Source organism: Opitutaceae bacterium TAV5 (genome assembly GCA_000242935.3).
Classification (GTDB): Bacteria; Verrucomicrobiota; Verrucomicrobiia; order Opitutales; family Opitutaceae; genus Geminisphaera.
Genome location: CP007053.1, coordinates 1475653 through 1495210, shown reverse-complemented (window position 1 = coordinate 1495210; position 19558 = coordinate 1475653). Strand labels below are relative to the sequence as shown.

Genomic DNA, 19558 nt, shown 5'->3' with positions numbered 1-19558 from the left:
ATGACCTCATCCCCATTGCCCATCAACTGTCAAATCCGGCGTGCATGTCCCGCCGCTGCAGCCTTCACCCTCATCGAACTGCTCACCGTCATCGCCATCATCGGCATCCTTGCAGCCATCCTCATTCCCACGGTGGGGAAAGTTCGCCAGACCGCCCGGCAGTCCCTCTGCATCAGCCGCGCAAGGGAACTCGGCTCCGCCATTCAACTTTACTCTGGCGATCACCGCGACCAGCTTCCCTTCCCCAAAGACCAGGCAGGGAAACGCTGGGTCGTTTATATCGCTCCCTACATCGGCTCATTTACTCATAACTACGATCAGTATGGTGAGATCTCGGGCATCAAACCGAACGATGCCGCGATCTATGGTCACCCGGCGGTTCTTTGCCCGACGACTCCGCAGGACGTCATCGGAACGGGAAGGGGCGTTTTTGGATACAACGTCAAGCTCAACAGTACCTTTAACGGGAGTACCATGCGCGACACTCCCGCGCGCGTGGCCGACCTTTCCGCTCCTTCCTGGTTCCCGGTCCTGGGCACCTCGCAACCCGACAAAAGCGGTATCCAGATGTCCTATGTCGGTCCCTCGCCTCGTGCTCATGACGAATACGGTTTCAGCGGCACCTATACCAATGCCGGCCCCTCGCCAAACTTCGGGCGCAAGGCCATTTTCCTCTTCGCCGACTGGCATGTCGCCGCTCACGACGTCTGCAACCCCGACGCATGGCCTTGGAATGGGAAAGGACATCAGAATGATTCGTTCGACGTCAAATGATGCCCGGGTTTCCTCTCCTCTCGAACCATCTTCCCCGGATGAAATTCGTCCTGCCGCCCCGGCGTCCCATGTCTTCATTCCCCCCAAAAAACGCACCGTCCCGCCATGGCGGCCATCCTCGCTCTGGACGCGGGCAGCACGGCGCGGGCTTCACACTCGTCGAACTGCTCGCCGTCATCGCCATCATCGGCATCCTCTCCGCGATTTTGATCCCGGTCGTCGGAATCGCCCGTAAAAGCGCCCATCAGGCCCGATGCCTCTCCAATCTGAAAGATCTCGGAAATGCATTCTTCCTCTATCATGCCGAAAACCGGGAATTGTTTCCCCGGGCCAGGGACGCCGACGGGAAAACATGGGATACAGCCATCGGCTTCAGCCCGGAGACTGGGACCGTTTTGCATTGTCCCCTGGATACGGACGAGAGATCCCCGGGGCCGGGTATTGCGCCACGGAGCTATTCAATGAATGATCAGTTGATGGAAAATCTGGACAACCCCCAGAGGGGTATCAATTTTCCCATTATCCCCAATCCCGTAAAAACCGTGCTGCTGAGCGAGTGGTTCGCCAATGGCAACATTGTGGGCCGGAGCGACTACGCCTGGAACATAACGCCCGACAAGGTGTTTGACAGCATGCCTTACGTCCATGGCGGCGGCTCCTCGTGCCATATTCTCTGGATGGACGGCCACGTCAGCCTCGTCCGCAAATCCAAACTGACCTTGGAAGACTTCCTCTTCGACTGAACAGATCTCCAGCCTGACAAAACAGACTATGTCCGTCTCATCCCCTTGCAACCGATCCACGAGCGTCCGCTGCCGCAGCCTCCTTCGTGTCTTTCCGCCAGCGATTCTTTCACTCGTTCTTTCAACGCTCCTTTTCGCGACCGACGCCCCCGGCGTGCAGCTCAAGATCCGCCCCGATCGCGCCGACTGGACCTACACCTGCGGGGAGCCTGCCCGCTTCGTCGTTACCGCCACCATGGATGGCAAGCCCCTCGCCGGCGCCGACCTGCATTACAGCATCGGCCCTGAACAAATGCCCGTCACCATGAAAAACGCCCGCCTCGACGAACAAGGGCGCCTCAATCTCGATGCCGGCACGCTGGAGCGGCCCGGGTTCCTTCGCTGCAATGTCAGCTTGGCTTACAAGGGCCAAAACCATCGCGGCCTGTCCACCGCCGCCTACTCCCCGGAAAAAATACGCCCCACGCAGACCGAGCCGCCCGATTTCGATGCGTTCTGGCGGCACGGTCTTGCCCAGCTCAGGGAGATTTCACTCGAACCGGAAATCACCCCGTTTGGCGGAAAGGCCTCCCCCTTCGTTGACCTCTATTACGTCAGTTTTCGCACCGTGCCGCATCTCGATGCCAAAAGCCATCCCCTTGAATCCTCCCCCCGCGTCCATGGCGTTCTTTCCGTGCCCAAAGCACCCGGCCGATATCCTGGCGCGCTCTACATCCCGGGCGCCGGAGTCAGCCGCCGTAATGGAGAACGCGAACCGGATGCCATCACCCTGCAAATAGGAGTCCACGGCATTCCAGTCAACCAACCCGATGCGTATTATAAAAAACAGTACACAGGACCGCTGAAGGAATATTATCTGCAAGGTTTGGATTCCCCTCTTCAGCACTATTACCGCCGTGTGATCCTTGGTTGTATCCGCGCTCTCGATTTTCTTGCCAGCCGCCCCGAATACGACGGAAACAACCTTTCCGTCATCGGAGGCAGCCAAGGCGGCTTTCTGGCCCTTGCCACCACTGCGCTCGATTCACGGGTCAAAAGCGTCGTCGTCCGGTATCCGGCTTATTGCGATGTCACCGGCTATCTCCATGGCCGCGCGGGCGGCTGGCCTCATATGTTTGCCCCTCGCCCCGACGGCGCGTCCAATCCCAACGTCACGCCGGGAAAAATCTCCACCACCGGATATTATGACTCCGTCAACTTTGCCCGGCGCATCCGCGTTCCCGGCCATTATTCATGGGGGTACAATGACGAGGTCTGCCCGCCCACCTCCATCTACGCCGCCTACAATCTCATTTCCGCGCCCAAGGATCTGAGCCTCGTTCTTGAAGCTGGGCACAGGCCCACCGAGGTTCAGCTCAAAGCCGCCCGTCTCTGGCTTGCCAGTCAGCGTCAGTAAATCCCCTTCAGCACGAACCGCCACGGCTTCGCCGTCCATCCGGACCGACGCCGAGAACGTTTTTTAGAAAATTCGCGAGCATGCCATGCCCGCTCGCAGTGGATTCCCGAAGTTTTCACCAGTTGGCGCCGTCGTAGTGGGCGGGGGTGATGGTGTCGGGCGGTTGTTCGTGGAAAAATTCTGCCTTCTCGGTCAGATGCCGAACAAGGATGGGCTGGTCGCGGGCCAGCGATTTCTTGTAATAGAGCAGTTCAAAAAAAGCCGTAGCCGCTTTTTAACGACGGATTGCGGATTTTTCGGAGACTGCACCGATCAACAAAAACTCATCTTTTTGATTACCCGCGCAATCCGTCTTCATCTGTGCAATCCGTGGTTCAATTTCCCACGATTCCGTATGGCTATAGCTCAAATGAAACCACTCCAGCGTGTTTTGGCGGTTCCCCTGGCTGCGGTTTTCAGGTTCATCACCCCGGAGTGCACATCTCGGGGAGGGAAGTAAGGAGGACGGGCGGCTGCCGCGGAGAGACGGATACGGCAGATGCCCGAGGGATGGATTACTGCGGCGGGTTGCGCGGGGCGGGCCGGCTGAAAAAAACGGCGTCGACGGGCGGGTTGGCCTCGATGTGCTCGTTGATCACGACGTAGACGATGCGGCCATTCTGTTTTTGCGTGATGCGGGTGGGGAGCATGACGCCCTTCACGGGCTTGTAATCGGAGTAGTAGTTCTGGACGGGGATCGGGAAGGCGTTGGTGCGCGAGGAGACGTCGCGGCGGACGATGTGCAGGGTTTCGAGATCCACGAAGAGATGGGAAACTTCGGTGAAATTCTGGGTGACGAGGTAGCGGGCGGCGGGACGGCCGTTGACCCTGGCTTCGCCGGCGTAGTCGATCGAGATGCCGTTGCGATCGAGGCTGGCGACGAGGATGTCGTCGAACTCGGCGTCGGCGATGAAGGCCCGCACGGAGGCAGGCTTCATGTCGACAGGCGCGCCTTCGCGGGAGTCGAGCACCCAGGGCGGATTGGCACCGTCGTAACCTTCGGTGAGGGTGCGTTCGGCGGTCACGGTCTGGATGAGGACGCGGTTGGGACGGGCCGACCACATGTTGAATTGCAGGTGCTGGGCGCGGCCGTCGAAGCGGATGGTGCCCTTGACGGCGATGGCCCGGAGCGCGGAAACGGCTTCCCGGCCGCCGATGGCCTGGAGGTGGCGGCGGATGAGCTCCCGGATATTGGCAGGATCGAGCGGAGCCGGCGACGAGGGCAGGGCGGAGAAGGGAATGACGGTCGGAGGCTGGAACCGGATGGCGGGCGGCGAGGCCGGACCGCTCGCCGGCTCCTGATCGCTTGCCGGCCCCGGGGCGCTACTGCGAAGCGGAGGCGCGGGAGGCAACCCGGCGAGGCCGCGCGCGGAAACGGAGAGAAGGGACACCAGGGCCACACCGGCGCCGGTCGCAACGGCGAGGGAGCGGCGGAGGCAGGAAGACGGGCCGGACGATGCCACGGGGGCGAAAGTGGAGGGAGACGTTTTCACCGTGAGGGACAGGAACAGGGAGAGGGAAGGGGGGGCGGGCCGGCCTGGCCTGCGGTCAGAACATGCGCCGGCCGCCGCCGGGCTGGCCGCCCTGTTTTTGCAGGGCCTGCATCTGGCGCATCATCTTTTTGCCGCCGCCGCCTTTCATCATCTTCATCATTTTCTGCATCTGCTGGAACTGCTTGAGGAGCTGGTTGACCTCGACGACTTTCACGCCGGCGCCGTTGGCGATGCGGAGGCGGCGGCTGCCGTTGAGGATCTCGGGTTTGCGGCGCTCCTTGAGCGTCATGGAAAGGATGATCGACTCGGTGCGTTTCATGCCTTTTTCGGCCTGGTCATCGAGCTTGATGCCGTTGAGGCCGGGCATCATGCCGAGGATATTCTGCATGGAGCCGAGTTTCTTGATCTGCTGCATCTGCGCGAGGAAGTCCTCGAGGTTGAAGTCGGCCTTGCGCATTTTCTCGGCCATGCGCTCGGCTTCCTTTTCGTCGATGACTTCCTGGGCCTTTTCGACGAGCGAGACGACGTCGCCCATGCCGAGGATGCGGGAGGCGAGCCGGTCGGGATAAAAGGTGTCGAAGTCGGCGGTCTTTTCGCCGGTGCCCACAAACTTGATCGGGACGCCGGTGATGCTTTTGATCGAGAGGGCGGCGCCGCCGCGCGCGTCGCCGTCGAGCTTGGTGAGGATGAGGCCGGTGAGCTGGAGGGCTTCGTGGAAGGTGCGGGCGACGTTGACGGCTTCCTGGCCGAGGGCGCCGTCGGCGACGAGGAGGACTTCGTCGGGCCGGATGCGTTCGCGGAGTTTTTTGACTTCCTCGATGAGGTCGTGGTCGATCTGGAGGCGGCCGGCGGTGTCGAAAATGATGGCGTCGGCGCCGGCATCGCGGGCGGCGGCGAGACCGGCGGCACCGATGGCGGGGACGTCTTTCGAGACGCGGTCGGCGTAAAAACCGAGGTCTTCCTGTCTTGCGAGGATCTCGAGCTGGTCGATGGCGGCGGGACGATAGACGTCGCAGCCGACGACGAAGGGTCTGGCGTAGCCGCGTTTGGCGAGGAGTTTCCCCAGCTTGGCGGTGGAGGTGGTCTTGCCGGAGCCGTGCAGGCCGACCATGAGGATTTTTATCGGGCGGGCGGCGGAGAGCGCGGTGGAGCCTTCGCCGAGGAGGCGGACGAGTTCATCGTGGATGATCTTGACGATCTGCTGGCCGGGCGTGACGCCCTTGAGGACGTCCTGGCCGACGACCTGTTGTTGCGCGCGTTCGACGAATTCGCGCACGACCTTGAAGTGGACGTCGGCGGAGAGGAGCGCGGTGCGGACTTCCTTGAGGGCCTCGGCCATGTTCTCGTCGGTGAGCTTGCCGACACCGCGGAGGTGGCGAAGGGCGTTGGAGAGTTTGTCGGTCAGGGATTCGAACATGATGGAGTGGAATGGATTGGAATTTCTGAAAAATGACTGGGAGCAGAAAAAAACGATCGGGAATGAAACCGGAACGGGTGCCCGCGGCGCGAGGCGGTCGCGGCGAGGCGGGAGATTAAAGGGGCACAAAAACAGGTTCTTTGCGATTTTGGCAACGCTTCAACCGGGGCGGCGGTTATCGGCCAAAAAACAGGGAGGCGGCGAGCGCCACGAGGAGGAGGACGGTTTGCAGGGCGAGGCTGGCGAGGAAGGCACGGACGAGGCGGCGGGTGCCGCGCCAGCGGTCGGCAAGGGTGCGTCCGGGGCGGCGGGTCCTGGCACCGAGGAGGTGCCCCAGCGCGGCGATGCTTTCGTCGAATTTGGAGTTCAGGGCTTGTGAGCCTCGAATGAGTGACGGGTCGCCTGGCTCTGGAGGGTGGCGAAACGGGCCTGGAGGTCGGTCTTGAACGTGGTGCGGTTCTCCTGCCAGGGGAACGGGGTGTCGACAAAAACATCCACGAAAAACGGGACGGGTATCCATTGGCCGCGGGCCATCGAACGGCCGAGGCCGTGCATGTAGACCGGGATGATCGGCACGCCGGGATGCTCGCGCCCCAGGTGCCAGACGCCGGACTTGATGGCGGAGAGCTGTTCGGGTTCGCCGCGCGTGCCTTCGGGAAAAATGATCAGGATGTCGCCGCGCCGGAGCGCTTCGTGGCAACCGGCGAGCGGGTCGAACTGGCGCGAGGCGGCGCCGCGCGGCACGGGAATGATGCCGACGAGGCGCGTGGAAAACCAGGCGAGGAGGCGGTTGCCCGTCAGGAAATAGTCGGCGGCGGCGGCAGGGCGCACGCGCAGCACGCGCGAGACCGGGAACAGGGTGTAGAGGACGAGGATGTCGAGGTGGCTGTTGTGGTTGGCCACGACGATGGCGGGTCCGCGCAGCGGCAGGCGGCGGCGATGGCGGACGTTGAGGCCGAGCCAGACCAGCGTCACCGGCCAGGCGACGCCGAGGATGAAGAGCAGGCGCAGGAGGCGGTTCATCGGATGAGGGGCGACGGACGCGGAGGTGTAGCGAAATCAGTAATACAGATAGCGCAGGAAATGAAAGAAGAGCGGCGCGGTGTAGGTGAGCGAGTCGAGCCGGTCGAGAATGCCGCCGTGGCCGGGGAGGAGGTCGCCGCTGTCCTTGACGCCGATGTCGCGTTTGACGGCGGAGACGACCACGTCGCCGACGAAACCGGTGACGCCGATCAGCAGGCCGGAAGCGAGCGACCATTGCCAGTTCATGGGAGTGAGCACGGGGCCGAGGACGCCGCCGAGCGCGGTGGTGGTGGCCGCGCCTCCGAGGAAGCCGATGGTGGTCTTGCCCGGGCTGACTTTCGGGACGATCTTGCCGCGGCCGAGCGATTTGCCCCAGAGGTACTGGGCGACGTCGTTGGCCTGCGTGAGGACGACGAGGTAGAGGACGAGCAGGGGGCCGTTGCCCGCCGCGCCGCCGACCGCCGTCCCGGGCAGCACGATGAGAAATGCCATGTGGCTGAGGCAGTAGACGGTCGTCATCAGCCCCCAGTGGAGCGTGGCGGCGGAGCGGAGAAAGCCCTGCGTCTCGCCGATGAAGACCATCCGCATGGGCAGGAAGAGGAACATGTAGATGGGGATAAAAATGATGAACATCCCGTACCAGCCGTCGTAAACCCACCAGTATTGCACGGGGATGGCGAGGTAGGCCCAGAGCAGCGTGAGATGGTCGGCGCGGCGCGTGGGGACAAGCGTGAGGTATTCCTTGAACGCGAGGAAACTCACGAAACCGAACACGACGACGGAGACGGTGTTGTTAAACGTGATGGCGACGGCGAACACGGCCACGATGATCCACCAGGTGCGCACGCGCAGGGTAAGTTCGCGCCAGTCGCGCATCGGGTGGCGGCGGGCGAGAAGGGCGATGGTGATCGTGGCCGCGACGAGTACGAGGCCGACGGCGCCGAAGGCGGTCCAGAGGGTTTTTTCGGGTGTCATGAAGAGGAGGGGTTCCGGGCGGCTTCGGCGAGGGCGCGGCGGGCGCGTTTCAGGCAGGTGGCGACGAGCAGCACGCCGACAACGGCAAAGACCCACGGGCTCCACGCGAATGCCCGCGGCCAGCAGGCGATCACGAGGGCATACGCCCCGAAGACGAAGGCGCGGTCGCTCTTGCCCATCGGTCCGTCGTAGCGGCGGCTGGCGCCGAGGGTGAGCCCTTGCAGGCCGATCATTTCCGTGAGGGCGGCGAGCAGGACGCACACGAAGACCAGCCACGGCACGCCGCCCGGCAGCCAGGCAAAGGGGAGATAAAGCGCGGCGTCGGAGGCGACGTCGGTCGTCTCGTTGAGGATGGCGCCGAGCCGGGATTTTTGTCCGAACTCGCGGGCGAGCATGCCGTCGATGGCGTTGAGCGCCATGCGCACGAAAAGCACGACGGGCAGGACGAGCAGCACGAGCGGCCGCGGCTGCCAGACGACGAGCAGCCCGGTGGCGACGGAGAGCGCCATCGCGCCCAGCGTGACATGGTTGGCCGTGACGCCGCTGCGGAAGAGCAGCCGCGCGAGCGGCCGGAGCAGCGCCTGGAAGCGGGGTTTGAGTTCGTAGATGGTCATGGACAGAGGCTGCGGCAAGGAGGCCGGGGACAGGACGAAACCGGGAAGTACAATGACGATGACATGGAGGAGGCGACCATGTGTTTCCCAAAAGCCAGTCGTTCGCAATCACGGGAAACAGGTTTGCCGCGAAAGAGGAGAGGTTGCCTCCCCGGGGTGGCGCTTCCCGGATGCGCGGATGGAGGATGCCCGGGAACGTGCTGCGCCGTTGCGGAGAGGCGGAAAGGGTGCGTATGGTTTCGGCTCGCCGCCGCCGGTTGGGGCGATTTCCTCAAAAAGCCTTTCTCATGATGAATTGCCTCCGCATTGCCGTGTTGTCGTCGCTCCTCGTTTCGGGGATCGGGAGCATGCGCGCGGCCGAACCGCTTTTCAAACCTGTGCCGCTCGTGCCGACGCCGGCCGCGGCGGGGCCTTTGCTGGTGGAGGAATCGGGCGCGCGCCGGGCGCTGGCGATGGGTTTCCCGGCCGTGGCCGCGGCGCTCTACGACGAACTGATCGCCAACACCCCCGACGGGCCCCTGCGGGAATCGTTGCTGCTGGAACTGGCGACGGCCCGGCTCGACGAGGGCCGCGTGGACCTCGCCCGGGAAGCGCTGGCGAAATTCAGGAGCACGCCCACGCCCACGTCCCGGTTTCTCGCGGCTCTCGTGGCGGTGCGGGAGCGGCGCATGACCGAGGCCGGGCAGATGCTGGCCTCGATCAATCCCGCCGATCTTCCCGCCGACGAGCGCGGCTGGTGGCATTATGCCCAGGGCCTCGTGGCCGAGGCGGACAAGGATTTCGACAAGGCGGCGGCGGCCTTCCAGCGCGCGATGGAGGTGGCGGTGTCGGACCAGCAACGCGCGCGTTTTATCCTCTCCCGCGAGCGTTCCCGCCTCGAAGGCGGAGCGAAAGTGACGCAGGAGCAACTCGAGCAACTCGAGGAATCCGTCGAAAAATACCAGGGCCGCTCGATCGGCTACGATTACGCGCGCCAGTACGCGGTGTCGCTCGCCCAGGCCGGCAACAAGTCCGCCGCCCTGGCGTTCCTGCAGACGCAGCTCGCCTCGCTGCCGCTTTCCGAGCCCGCCGTGCGCGACGACTACCTGCTGCTCACCGGGCTGATCGCCGGAGCCTCCGACCGGGCCGGACGCGAGGCCCTCGACAGCCTCGTGACCCGCGGCGTCAACCGCGACAAGCAACGCGTCGCCCTGCAGCTCCTGGCCGCCGCCGCTTCCGATGGCGGCGACGGAAAGTCCGGCGCGGTTTCCACCTCCTTCATTTCGCGGCTCGATGCCTGGATCGCCGCTTCCGGCACGCATCCCATTCTCGAAGACCTCTATCTGGTGCGCGCCGAGGCGGCGCTGGCCATGCAGGACTGGGCGCAGGCCGAGGCCAATGCGAAGGCGCTGGTGGACCGCTTCCGGAATTCTCCGCTCAAGGCCGCCGCGCTCATGCAACTGGCCGCGGTTTCGTGGGATCAACATCGCTACCTCGCCGCTGCCAGCTATGCCGGCCAGGCCCGCGAGGCGACCGCGAAGGACGACACCCCCTCGCGCGCCGCCCTCGGCGTGCTGGTGGCCGAGGCGTACTACCGGGCCCAGGACTATCGCAGCGCAGCCGGCGCCTACGCCGCCGCTCTCGAACAGGTGCCGGCCGGCGTGTCGGCCGGCGGGCTGATTTTCCAGCAGGTGATGTCGGAACTGGAGTCCGACTACCCCGACCGGCTCCGGCGCGCGCAGGACCTCGCCGACCGCATGGCTTCCGATCCGCGTTTTGACTCGCTCAGCCGCTGGCGCACGGAGTGGAATCTCGCTCTCGCCCTCCAGCGCGAAGGCCGCGTGGCCGACGCCCTTGCCCGGGTGACCCGCCTGCGCAAGAGTTACGAGACCGACGACAAGCGCAGCCCCCGGGTCGCCGCCAGTCCCCGCGCCCGCCTGGCCTGGCTCGAAGCCCGGCTCGCGCTCGACGCCGGCCAGCCCGAACTCGCCCTCGAACTGGCGCTCGCCATCCCCAACGCGCTCGACGGCGTGGATGAAACCCTGCGCAACGAAATCCGCGCGCTCGGCCGCCTCCTCCGCGCCGAAGCCCTCTTCGCCCTCGAAAAGCCCGACGAGGCCATCGTGCAACTCGAATGGCTGCGCAAGGACCATCCCGATTCCGACGCCAAGATGCGCTCCTTCATCGTCGAGGCCGATTATTACGCCAGGGTCGGCAAGCTCCAGGATGCGCAGGCCCGCCTCATCCGCCTCGCCGACGATTACCCCAAAAGCCAGAACTACGCGCCGACCGCGCTCTACCAAGCGGCGCTCCTCGCCGCCCGCCGCGGACAGAAAGCCCACATCGAGGAGGCCAGCCGCCTGCTCAAGCGCCTCGTTGACGATTACCCGTCGAGCAATCTCGTTTTTTACGCCTGGATGAAGCAGGGCGACCTCGCCCGCGAGATCAACGCCTTCCCCGTCGCCCAGCTCGCCTATGAAACGCTGATCAACAATTACGGCCAGCATCGCGACGTCCATGCCGCGCAGCTGGCCCTCGCCATCTGCCATCGCGAGCAGGCGGCGTCCACCGATGTGTCGCATTACGAAAGCGCGCTCACGATTTTCGAGCGGCTGCGCGACCTCGTGGCCGCGCCTGCCGACCTGCGCGTCGAAGCCGGATTCCAGCTCGGCGACATGCTCGCCAGCCGCGCGAAAACGGACGAGGACATCGAACGCACGCTCCGCGCCTGGTGGGTGGTCGAGGATGCTTTTCTGCTCAACGAGGAACGCGCCGCCGCGCTCGGCCCCCGCGGCCGTTACTGGATGAGCCGCCTGCTCGATCGCAAGGGGCAGGTGCTCGAAGCCGCCGGCAAGCAGGACGAGGCGCGGCTCGCCTGGCAGATGATCATCGACAAAGGTTTGCCCGGCGCCCGGTTTGCCCGCCAGCGTCTGGACGGCCCGCGCCCCGCGCCACCGTCGCCTTCCGGCGCGGCGTCCTCGTCATAATATGTTCCCGGCCAACTGCCACCTCTCCTCGCGAACCCCGGAATCCGGTCTCAAATTTCCTTAACCATGGATGGTTTTCACCTCAGTCTTCTTGCCCGCGGCGGCCCCATGATGTGGGTGCTCCTGCTGATGGGCGCCCTCGGGCTCGTGCTGTTCATCGAGCGCACGCTGTACCTGCATCGCGGCCAGATCCGCTCCACGGCGTTTGTCGACGGCATCAAGAACATCCTCGCCAAGCGTCGGCTCGTCGAGGCCGTGACGGTGTGCGAGGAGGCGCCCGGCCCGGTCGCCGCCGTGGTCAAGGCCGCGCTGATCCATGCCGACGATGACGAGACGCGGATGCGCTACGCCGTGCAGGATGCCGCCGTCATCGAGCTGCCCGCGCTCGAACGCCGGCTCGGCTCCATCGCGGCCATCGCGCAGATCGCCCCGCTCGTCGGCCTGCTCGGCACGGTGCTCGGGCTCACGGCGACGTTTCACGCCTTCATGCAGGGCGGCGAATACGCCACCGCCCGGGCGCTCGCCGGCGGCATGTGGCAATCGCTCATCACCGCCGGCGCCAGCCTCGCGCTCGCCATCCCCGCGCACCTCGCCTTCCACCTTCTCAACGGCCGCGTGCGCTCCATCGTCCGCGACGTGGAGTGGGCGGGCAACGAAATCATGCGGTATCTGCTGATCGAATACAAACGCGACCAGAGCGCCCCCGTATCCGCGGCCGCCGTACCGGCGTCGCCGGCCGCGTCCGCGCCTTCCGCGGCGTCCGTCCGCTCCGGTGCTCCGTCGGCTCCGGCGGATGCGGCGGATGCGGCTTCTCCAACCCCGAACCCGGCCGGCGGCTCCGCCACCGAGCCTCCCGTGATATGATCACCCGCCCACTCGATCTCGCCAGCCGCATGCGAGGCGTGCCGCGCAGCTTCGATGCGTTTTTCTACGTCAACATCGGGTTGATCCTGCTGTTCTTCGGCCTGTTCGGATCGCGCTTCGTGCTGTCGCCGGGGCTGGCGACGGATTTCCGGCTCCCGGAGGCGGCCAACAGCCTGGCGGGGGCGATGACGACGGATGTCGTCATCGCCGTGCCGCGCGACGACATGGTGCTCGCCGAGGGTGAGGTGCGCAGTTTCGACCAGCAGTTTCGCGGCTGGTTGCGGGCCCGCGTGGGCGACCGCACGGATGCGCGCCTGCTCGTGCAGGCCGGCGCTCCGGTTTCGGCGCATGAGCTGGCGAGGATCTACGCCATCGCCGCCGAGGCCGGTTTCGCCAGCGTCCTCCTCGCCGCCGAGCCTTCGGAGGAAACCGGCGCCCCCGCCGGGTCCGGGTCCGGAGTAAAACCATGAGGAGCGCGCGCCGGCAACGTGGCATGGGCTTCCAGCCCATGAGGTGGCACGGGCTTCCAGCCCGTGATTCCGGAGCACATGGCCAGGAGGGCCATGCCACGCAAACCTCACGGGCAGGAAGCCCGTGCCACGGCAACCCCTGCAAGACAATCCCGTGAGTATCCGGAAAAAAATTACCGGCGCCGCGACTCCGGCCACGGGGGGCATCCGGGCGGATATCCTGCACGAGCGCGGGCTCGTCTGGCCGCGAATCGGCGCCGTGGCGCTGGCGGCGATGGTCCTCGCCGGCATCGCGGCCATGCTGCGGTTTCCCGCCGCCGGCTTGATGACGCCGTTGCCGGCTGATGCGCCGCGCGCGCGTGGCGAACGTGCCGGCACACCCGCCTTCACCCTCCGGTTGCGCGGGGAAGGGGAAGCGCCGGCGCTGCGCGACCAGATCGCGCTTTTCGACCCCACTCCGCTGTTTCTTCCTTCGCCGCTGAGCAGTGCGTACCTCGTGCCGCCGCGGGAAACGGGCGGCGACGAAGACGTGGCGGCCTTCGGGCAGGAGCCTCCGCTGTTTGTCTACAACATGAACGCGCTGAACCTCCCTTTGCCGGGCCGCCAGCCGTTGCCGGCCGATGCCCGCGCCTGGCTCGCCTCGCATCCGGCGCCGGATCTGTACCGCGGTCTCGGCCAGCGCGATGCGAGCGACTTCGGCGGGACCGCGTTCAACGCACCGTTGCCGGAACGGCTGGCCGCGGTGGAAGCGGCAAACGCGAGTGACGGGCGCGTCGTGGCCCGTTTCGATATCCTGCGCGATCCGGGCGCGGGGGTAACGCGTTTCCCGCCCGGAGCGGGTTCCTGGGAACCGGCGGCGTTTCTGGTGAAGGTGGAACCTGCGGGGCTGGCCGGGATGCCGCAGGTGATAAAAAGCTCGGGCAACGCCGAGCGTGACGAGTGGCTGGCCGGTTATCTCGCCAGAACGGCGTTTCTCGGCGCGCGGCTGGCGCCGGGATTTTACGAGGTGAGGGTGGGTCCGTAGAAACCGGAAGCGGCGGCGAGGCCTGCGTCCCCCCCGCGCGCTCAGGAGAGCGCTTCTTTCACGAGGCCGGCGATGGCGGGCGGGAGGTCGAGCCCGAGGGCGGCCTGCTGCGCGGGCGGGCTGAGTTTGCGCCAGCTCTTGCGGAGGATGTCCACGAACTTTTCCCGCGTGTAGTCGGCGTGCTGTTCGGCAAAGGCGCCGATCTCGTTTTCGAGAAACACGAGCACGGCGGCATCCTCGAGGGCCTGGGTGCCGGGGTTGGTTTTCAGGCCGGTCTTGGAGACCCAGGTGCGCACATCATCGGCTTCGGCGGCGGACACCCCGGCGCGAAGCAGCAATTCGCGGGCGCGGTCGGCCTGCTTCACGTAGAGAGAGCGGCGCCAGGCGAGATAACCGGGTTTGTCCATCGGGAAAGAGGCGCGGGGCACGCTCCACCGTTCGAGGTGCTGGCAACGGGCGGCGAGCCGCAGGGCAGGGGAGGCGTCGGCGACGAGGCGGATGACCCAGGCCTCGATCCGGTCGGCATACACCAGCTCGGCGGCGCGCCCGTCGGGCCGCCGGGCCGGGTCGGCGTTGTGGGCCTGGTCAATGAGTTCGCGGGCGTGGTCGTAGGCGGACATGGGAACGTGCAGATTTTCGATTTTCGATTTCTGATTTTCGATTGGGCGCTACCGCGTCGTTTTCCGTCCGGAGCGGCAGCTCCATCAATCGAAAATCCAAAATCCAGAATCGAAAATCCTCAGATGTGTTTCGAGTCGTCGGCGTCCTTTTTCGCGTAGCCGGTTTCCTGGCGCTGGTGATTGACCTGGTTTTTTTTCAGGTAGGCCTGGTAAACGTCGTCGGCGCTCATGCCGAGCGTCTGCGCGAGCGAGACGAGGAAGTGGAACAGGTCAACGACCTCGACGCGGGCGTTCTGCTCGTCGAATTTCTGGTACTTGGCCCACCACTTCCACGGTACGCTGTCGATCAGTTCGGCGGTTTCCTGCTGGAGGGCGCGGGTGTAGTTGAGCACCCATTTGGCCTTTTCCTCGTCGGAGGCGGGCGGGAGTTTGACGCCGATGCGCGTGTTGAGCGCATCCTGCATGTGGAAGATTTCTTCGAGTTTGTCCATGAGTATGAGTGGGTCGCGGGAGAAACGCCGACGCTGCAACGCCGCATCCCCGGTGGCAAGCCCGCGCCCGGTCGTGCAAACGCCTTTCGGATTGAGCCGAGGCCACTTTTCCCGAAAGTCCGTTTCCTGGCATCCCGTTTCACTTCCGGGCGCCATCGACTCTTTTTTGATCAATCCACCATTGCACCCGCTCCGTTTCCATTTTCATACCATGAAGCCCATGCGTTTCCTCGCGTCGCTGCTGACCGCCCTCCCGATCATCTCGTCGGCCGCTTTTGCGCAATCCACCGTGACCACCGAAAAGACCGTGGAGACCGCGCCTCCCCAGGTGCAGACCCGCACCTGGGAAAAGGACGGCAAGACGATCACCGAAACCGTCACCACCTCGACCGTCCGCGAGGCCGTCGGCGCCACGAAGACATACCGCGCCGCCATCATCGCCGCCAACCGCGCGGGGCGCGACTACGACAACAAGCTCCCCGTGCTCGAGGACCTCGTCTCCGCCCGCATCGCCGACCTCGGCATCATCACGATCTCGCGCGAGGTGGCCGTCGATGCCGCCCGCAAGTTCGACCCCGCGCTCGCCTCCTCGCCCCGCCCGGCCGACAGCCTCGACACGCAACTCTCCAACCAGACTTCCGCCCTCCGCCTCGCGCAGGGGCTCGGCGTCGATTACCTCGTGCAGGTATCGCTGACCAGCGTCGGCAAGACGCAGCGCTCCATCAAGGCCTACGGCAACGAACTCAACAGCACCGAGTGGACCGCCCTTGTCACGTACAAGATTCTCGACGGCACCACCGGCGGCGCGCTCACCGGCGACACCGTCCGGGCTACCCGCGCCGAACAGGCCATGGCCAACACCGGCATCGTCATCGACGGCATCCTCGACGGACTGTTGCTCGATGCCTCGCAGCAGATCGCCGAGGGCCTGCGCGCCCGCATCGCTGCCAACCGCATCGCGCCGCCGCGCGCCGCCGCCGGACTCGTCACCCTGACCATCGCGCCGGAAGCCGCCGACGTCTACATCCCCGACGTGCGCATCGGCGAGGAGAACACCGTCACCCTCTCCGGATCGAAATACAAGGTCACCCCGCTCAACGTCACCGTCGAGATTGACGGCGTGACGGTCGGCACCGCCCCCGGCAAGGTCCAGGTGCGTCCCGGTTTCAGCAAGCTGCGCCTCACCCGCGAAGGTTTCCGCCCGTGGGAACGCACGATCAACGCCGTCGACGGGCAGACCCTCACCGCCGCCCTCGCCATGGACGACGCCGGCTACGCCCGCTGGGCCGAGACCACCGCGTTCATCAACGACCTCAAGAACGGCGCGAAACTCACCGACGCCCAGGTCAAGGCCATCGAAGGTCTCGCCAGGATGTTCGAACAAAGCGGCTTCAAGGTGGATACCGACGAAAACTTCAAATTTATCGTTCCCGGCACTTACACCGAACACTGAGCCGCAGGTCGCGTCCCCGGTCACCCGCTTCACTCAAGCCTCGTTCCGAAACCACACTCACCCTTCGCCATGAAGTTATCATCCGTCCTCGCCCGTTTCCCTGCCGCCACCGCCCTGGCCCTGGCGGCAGCGGCGCCGGTTTTCGCGCAAAACGCGCCCGCTGACGCTCCGGCTGCCGCCGTTTCCGCCGCCGTCGCCCAGCCCAAGGTCATTGCCGTCAGCAAGGTCAAGGCCAGTTCCTCCGTCGCGGCGGCTGCCGCCCGCAAGAAGATCTCCATGGATCGTGTGGTGCAGGCGCTCGACAGCCAGCTCATCGACCGTCTCCAGGCCACGCGCAAGTACCAGGTGATCGCCCGTTCCGACGCCGATTCGCTCATCGAGGAAGCCGGCGCCACCGGCCGTGCCTTCGATTTCGGCAACGCCGACTACCTGCTCGTCGTCACGGTCGACGATTTCCAGGACGTGACCCAGGAAGCGCGCTTCGCCGCCCTCGGCACCAGCGCCAAAAAACGCGTCATCCGTCTCTCCGCCGTCGGCAAGGTTTACGATGCCAGAACCAACCGCATCGTCGAAACCGCCAACTTCCAGGAACAGAATCTCGATACCGAGGAAACCGTGGCCAACATCACCACGGACGGCGAACTCTCCGATGCGCTGCTCGTCGGCATGGCCCGCAACATGGCGGAAAAAATCGCCCGCCGCGTGGTCGATATCGGCTACCCGGCGCGCGTCGTGGCCCGCACCGGCAAGATCGTGACGCTCAACCGCGGCGACGGCACCGGCATCGAGCCCGGCCAGCTCTGGGAGGCATTTGCGGTCGGCGACAACCTCGTCGATCCCGACACCGGCGCGAGCCTCGGCCGCGAGGAAGTCCCGGTCGGCAAGCTCCGCATCATCCGCGTCAATCCGCAGACCTCGCTGGGCGAAGTCACCGGGGAAGACCTCGGCATCGCCAAGGGCGCCGTCCTCCGCCGCGTCGAGAACTGAAAACCGGACCGGAAAATCTGCCCACGAAACACGCGAAAGGACACGAAAAGGAAAGAGAGCTGCGAAGACGCAGAGCCAAAATACCTGCCATGCCGAAGTTTTTCCGATCGGGATTCTTTCGTGTTTTTTCGTGTATTTCGTGGGCGCTCTTCCTCGCCGGTTGCAGCACCTACACCGAAAAGTCGTCCGGGCGCGACGCCGCGTACCGCTCCGGCAACCTTGCCTCGGCCGTCTCCCGGGCCGACGCCGACGCCGCCAAAAACAGCGACAACAAGGACACGATCCTCTACCGCCTCGAACAGGGCGCCATCCTCCGCGCCGCCGCGCTCGCGCCCGACGCCGCCCCGGAGGCCGCCCGCGATTACCTCGCCCGCTCCAATGCCGCTCTCGATGCCGCCGAAAAACGCGTCAACGGCTACGAGGCCGCCGCCCGCGTGAAAGTCGGCTCCGAACTCGGCGCCCTCTTCACCAACCAGGCCAACACCCCTTACCGCGGCCGCTCCTACGACAAGGTGATGCTCAACACCCTCAAGGCGCTCAACTGGCTGCAACTCGGCGACAGCGACCGCGCCCGCGTCGAGCTCAACCGCGCCCTCCAGCGCCAGCGCGACGCCGTGGAGGAAAATGCCCGCCGCATCGAGGAAGCCGAATCCGCGGCCCGCGCCGCCGCCCGGGGCCAGACCACCGACGAACAGGGCCGTGCCGCGCCCGCCTACGATGTGGACCGCGCCAAGGCCGACCCCTACACCGGCGCCTCGCTCAACCGCATCGCCGCCTCCGCCGAATCCGCCGCCGCGCTCCAGCCCTACGCCGACTACGTGAATCCGTTTTCCGTGCTCCTCGACGGGCTCTATTTCGCCGCCTGCGGTGTGGACGGCGCCGATCTCGAACGCTCCCGCAAATCCCTCGAACGCGTCGCCGGCATGGCGCCCGGCAACGCCTTCGTGCGCGCAGACCTCGCCGACGTCAGCGCCGGCCGGCGCCCCTCGGGCGTCACGTATGTGGTTTTCGAAACCGGTTCCGGCCCCTGGCGTGACCAGGTGCGCATCGACATCCCGCTCTTCATCGTCACCAACGCGATCTCCTATGTCGGCGCCGCCTTCCCTGAACTCAAGTACAACGGCGGCTACCTGCCCGCGATTTCCGTCGACACGACCGATGCCGCCGGCTCCTCCGTGACGCCCGCGCTCGTGTGCAGCATGGACGCCGTCGTCGCGCGCGACTTCAAAAACGAGTGGCCCGCCATCGTCACCCGCACCCTCATTGCCACCGCCACCCGCGCCACCCTCGACGCCGTCATCCAGAAGCAGGCCAAGGACGAGTTTGGCGACGCCGGCCGGCTCCTCACCCAGCTCTTCACCTCGATCACGCAAATCGCGATCAACATTGCGGATACCCGCACCTGGCGCAGTCTGCCCAAGGAGTTTTATTACGCCCGCCTGACCACGCCCGCCGACCGCGTGCTCGTGATCAAGGCCGGCAACCAGGCGCACCGTATCCAGGTCGGTCCCGGCGACGTCACGGTGGTTTATGTCAAGAGCATCGCCGCCGGCACACCGCTTCTTGTCAGCCAGTTTCAACTGAAGTAGAAAAAATAACCTGAAATAAAAACGATCCGGAGTCTCGCCCTGCTGTCATTCCTGCGTCACAACTTTGCAACGTCTCCCTGCGGAGAACTGTTCCAACGAAACGTAACCTCATGAAACGCATCCCCCTCCTTCCCCTGCTCGCCTCCTCCACGGTGGCCTTTGTCGCGGCCTTTTTCGGGCCCGGCTGCTCCAGCAGCGTCAACACGGTGCAACGCGCCCAGCCCGAAGCCCACCCCGATTACGTGGACGACCAGCGGATCATCACCGATTCCTCGCTCGCGCGCGCCCTTGCCACCGTGTCGGTCAACCAGACCCACGTCAGCGGCAACCTGTTAAAAATCCAGGTCACGCTGGAAAACCGCAAGAACGACCCCCGCACCTTCCGGTACAAATTCGACTGGATCGACGAGAACGGCATGCAGATCGACAGCGTCAGCGGCTGGCGCGTGATCATGTTGCGCGGTCGCGAGGTCAACGCCGTCTCGGCGGTGGCCATCTCGCCCCGCGCCGTGGATTTCCGTCTCAAGCTCGAAGAAACCTGAAGTTTTTTTGCCCACGAAACACACGAAAAGACACGAAAACCAGTCATCTGATTGCAGGTATTTTTTTCGTGTCTTTTC

Annotated in this window: 20 protein-coding genes; 13 read left to right on the top strand and 7 right to left on the bottom strand. The window is 65.2% G+C overall.

Translation table 11 applies throughout. The annotated features are described in order from the left end of the window. The 4 genes from OPIT5_06850 to OPIT5_06835 all read left to right on the top strand — a co-directional run bounded on the left by OPIT5_06850 (position 1) and on the right by OPIT5_06835 (position 3412). Entirely contained in the window at positions 1-774 is a 774-nt protein-coding gene (locus tag OPIT5_06850; GenBank protein AHF89980.1) for an N-terminal cleavage protein, read from the top strand. Further along, complete coding sequence (locus OPIT5_06845; protein ID AHF89979.1) at positions 771-1517, top strand: N-terminal cleavage protein; 747 nt, start codon at positions 771-773, stop codon at positions 1515-1517. Before OPIT5_06850 ends, OPIT5_06845 begins: the two co-directional genes overlap by 4 nt. A gap of 28 nt (positions 1518-1545) precedes the next feature. Continuing rightward, positions 1546-2913 carry a cephalosporin-C deacetylase gene (locus OPIT5_06840; protein ID AHF89978.1) on the top strand — a complete coding sequence of 456 codons (1368 nt, stop codon included), beginning with the start codon at positions 1546-1548 and terminating at the stop codon, positions 2911-2913. Between the two features lie 136 nt (positions 2914-3049). After that, positions 3050-3412, top strand: coding sequence for a hypothetical protein (locus tag OPIT5_06835; protein AHF94157.1), 363 nt, complete (start codon positions 3050-3052; stop codon positions 3410-3412). 55 nt (positions 3413-3467) lie between these two features. Here OPIT5_06835 and OPIT5_06830 read toward each other — a convergent pair whose 3' ends face one another. Further along, the gene (locus tag OPIT5_06830) at positions 3468-4445 is read right to left on the bottom strand and encodes a hypothetical protein (protein ID AHF89977.1); all 978 of its coding nucleotides are present in this window, start codon (positions 4443-4445) and stop codon (positions 3468-3470) included. 55 nt (positions 4446-4500) lie between these two features. After that, positions 4501-5862: a signal recognition particle gene (locus OPIT5_06825; GenBank protein ID AHF89976.1), complete on the bottom strand. Its 1362-nt coding sequence runs from the start codon at positions 5860-5862 to the stop codon at positions 4501-4503. Here OPIT5_06825 and OPIT5_06820 point away from each other — a divergent pair. After that, positions 5861-6241, top strand: coding sequence for a hypothetical protein (locus OPIT5_06820; GenBank protein ID AHF94156.1), 381 nt, complete (start codon positions 5861-5863; stop codon positions 6239-6241). The genes OPIT5_06825 and OPIT5_06820 overlap by 2 nt on opposite strands. Here the strand turns inward: OPIT5_06820 and OPIT5_06815 are convergent. Genes OPIT5_06815 through OPIT5_06805 form a run of 3 tightly spaced genes read right to left on the bottom strand, consistent with a single transcriptional unit; the run spans position 6229 to position 8474 of the window. Beyond that, positions 6229-6885 carry a glycerol acyltransferase gene (locus OPIT5_06815; protein AHF89975.1) on the bottom strand — a complete coding sequence of 219 codons (657 nt, stop codon included), beginning with the start codon at positions 6883-6885 and terminating at the stop codon, positions 6229-6231. The two genes, OPIT5_06820 and OPIT5_06815, sit on opposite strands and share 13 nt — an antisense overlap. 36 nt (positions 6886-6921) lie before the next feature. Then, positions 6922-7860: a phosphatidate cytidylyltransferase gene (locus OPIT5_06810; GenBank protein AHF89974.1), complete on the bottom strand. Its 939-nt coding sequence runs from the start codon at positions 7858-7860 to the stop codon at positions 6922-6924. Continuing rightward, positions 7857-8474: a membrane protein gene (locus OPIT5_06805; protein AHF89973.1), complete on the bottom strand. Its 618-nt coding sequence runs from the start codon at positions 8472-8474 to the stop codon at positions 7857-7859. The genes OPIT5_06810 and OPIT5_06805 overlap by 4 nt, the downstream gene beginning before the upstream one ends. 287 nt (positions 8475-8761) lie before the next feature. Here OPIT5_06805 and OPIT5_06800 point away from each other — a divergent pair, with 287 nt between their 5' ends. The 4 genes from OPIT5_06800 to OPIT5_06785 all read left to right on the top strand — a co-directional run bounded on the left by OPIT5_06800 (position 8762) and on the right by OPIT5_06785 (position 13798). Further along, positions 8762-11440 (top strand): hypothetical protein, encoded by a 2679-nt coding sequence (locus tag OPIT5_06800; protein ID AHF89972.1) that lies wholly within the window; start codon positions 8762-8764, stop codon positions 11438-11440. A 66-nt stretch (positions 11441-11506) separates the two neighbouring features. After that, positions 11507-12304 carry a flagellar motor protein MotA gene (locus tag OPIT5_06795; protein ID AHF89971.1) on the top strand — a complete coding sequence of 266 codons (798 nt, stop codon included), beginning with the start codon at positions 11507-11509 and terminating at the stop codon, positions 12302-12304. Next, positions 12301-12774 (top strand): hypothetical protein, encoded by a 474-nt coding sequence (locus tag OPIT5_06790; protein AHF89970.1) that lies wholly within the window; start codon positions 12301-12303, stop codon positions 12772-12774. The genes OPIT5_06795 and OPIT5_06790 overlap by 4 nt, the downstream gene beginning before the upstream one ends. A gap of 124 nt (positions 12775-12898) precedes the next feature. Further along, the gene (locus OPIT5_06785) at positions 12899-13798 is read left to right on the top strand and encodes a hypothetical protein (GenBank protein AHF89969.1); all 900 of its coding nucleotides are present in this window, start codon (positions 12899-12901) and stop codon (positions 13796-13798) included. A 41-nt stretch (positions 13799-13839) separates the two neighbouring features. Here OPIT5_06785 and OPIT5_06780 read toward each other — a convergent pair whose 3' ends face one another. Further along, positions 13840-14418 (bottom strand): hypothetical protein, encoded by a 579-nt coding sequence (locus tag OPIT5_06780; protein AHF89968.1) that lies wholly within the window; start codon positions 14416-14418, stop codon positions 13840-13842. A gap of 119 nt (positions 14419-14537) precedes the next feature. Continuing rightward, positions 14538-14909, bottom strand: coding sequence for a dUTPase (locus OPIT5_06775; GenBank protein AHF89967.1), 372 nt, complete (start codon positions 14907-14909; stop codon positions 14538-14540). 211 nt (positions 14910-15120) lie between these two features. On the opposite strand from OPIT5_06775, the gene OPIT5_06770 reads away from it, so the two are divergent. The 4 genes from OPIT5_06770 (at position 15121) to OPIT5_06755 (ending at position 19480) form a co-directional block, all read left to right on the top strand. Continuing rightward, positions 15121-16362, top strand: coding sequence for a hypothetical protein (locus tag OPIT5_06770; GenBank protein ID AHF89966.1), 1242 nt, complete (start codon positions 15121-15123; stop codon positions 16360-16362). A gap of 69 nt (positions 16363-16431) precedes the next feature. Then, on the top strand, positions 16432-17349 hold the full coding sequence (locus tag OPIT5_06765; protein ID AHF89965.1) for a hypothetical protein: 918 nt from the start codon (positions 16432-16434) through the stop codon (positions 17347-17349). A 134-nt stretch (positions 17350-17483) separates the two neighbouring features. Further along, entirely contained in the window at positions 17484-18938 is a 1455-nt protein-coding gene (locus OPIT5_06760) for a hypothetical protein (GenBank protein ID AHF89964.1), read from the top strand. Positions 18939-19048: 110 nt separating this feature from the next. Continuing rightward, the gene (locus OPIT5_06755; protein AHF89963.1) at positions 19049-19480 is read left to right on the top strand and encodes a hypothetical protein; all 432 of its coding nucleotides are present in this window, start codon (positions 19049-19051) and stop codon (positions 19478-19480) included. The last annotated feature ends 78 nt before the right edge of the window (positions 19481-19558 follow it).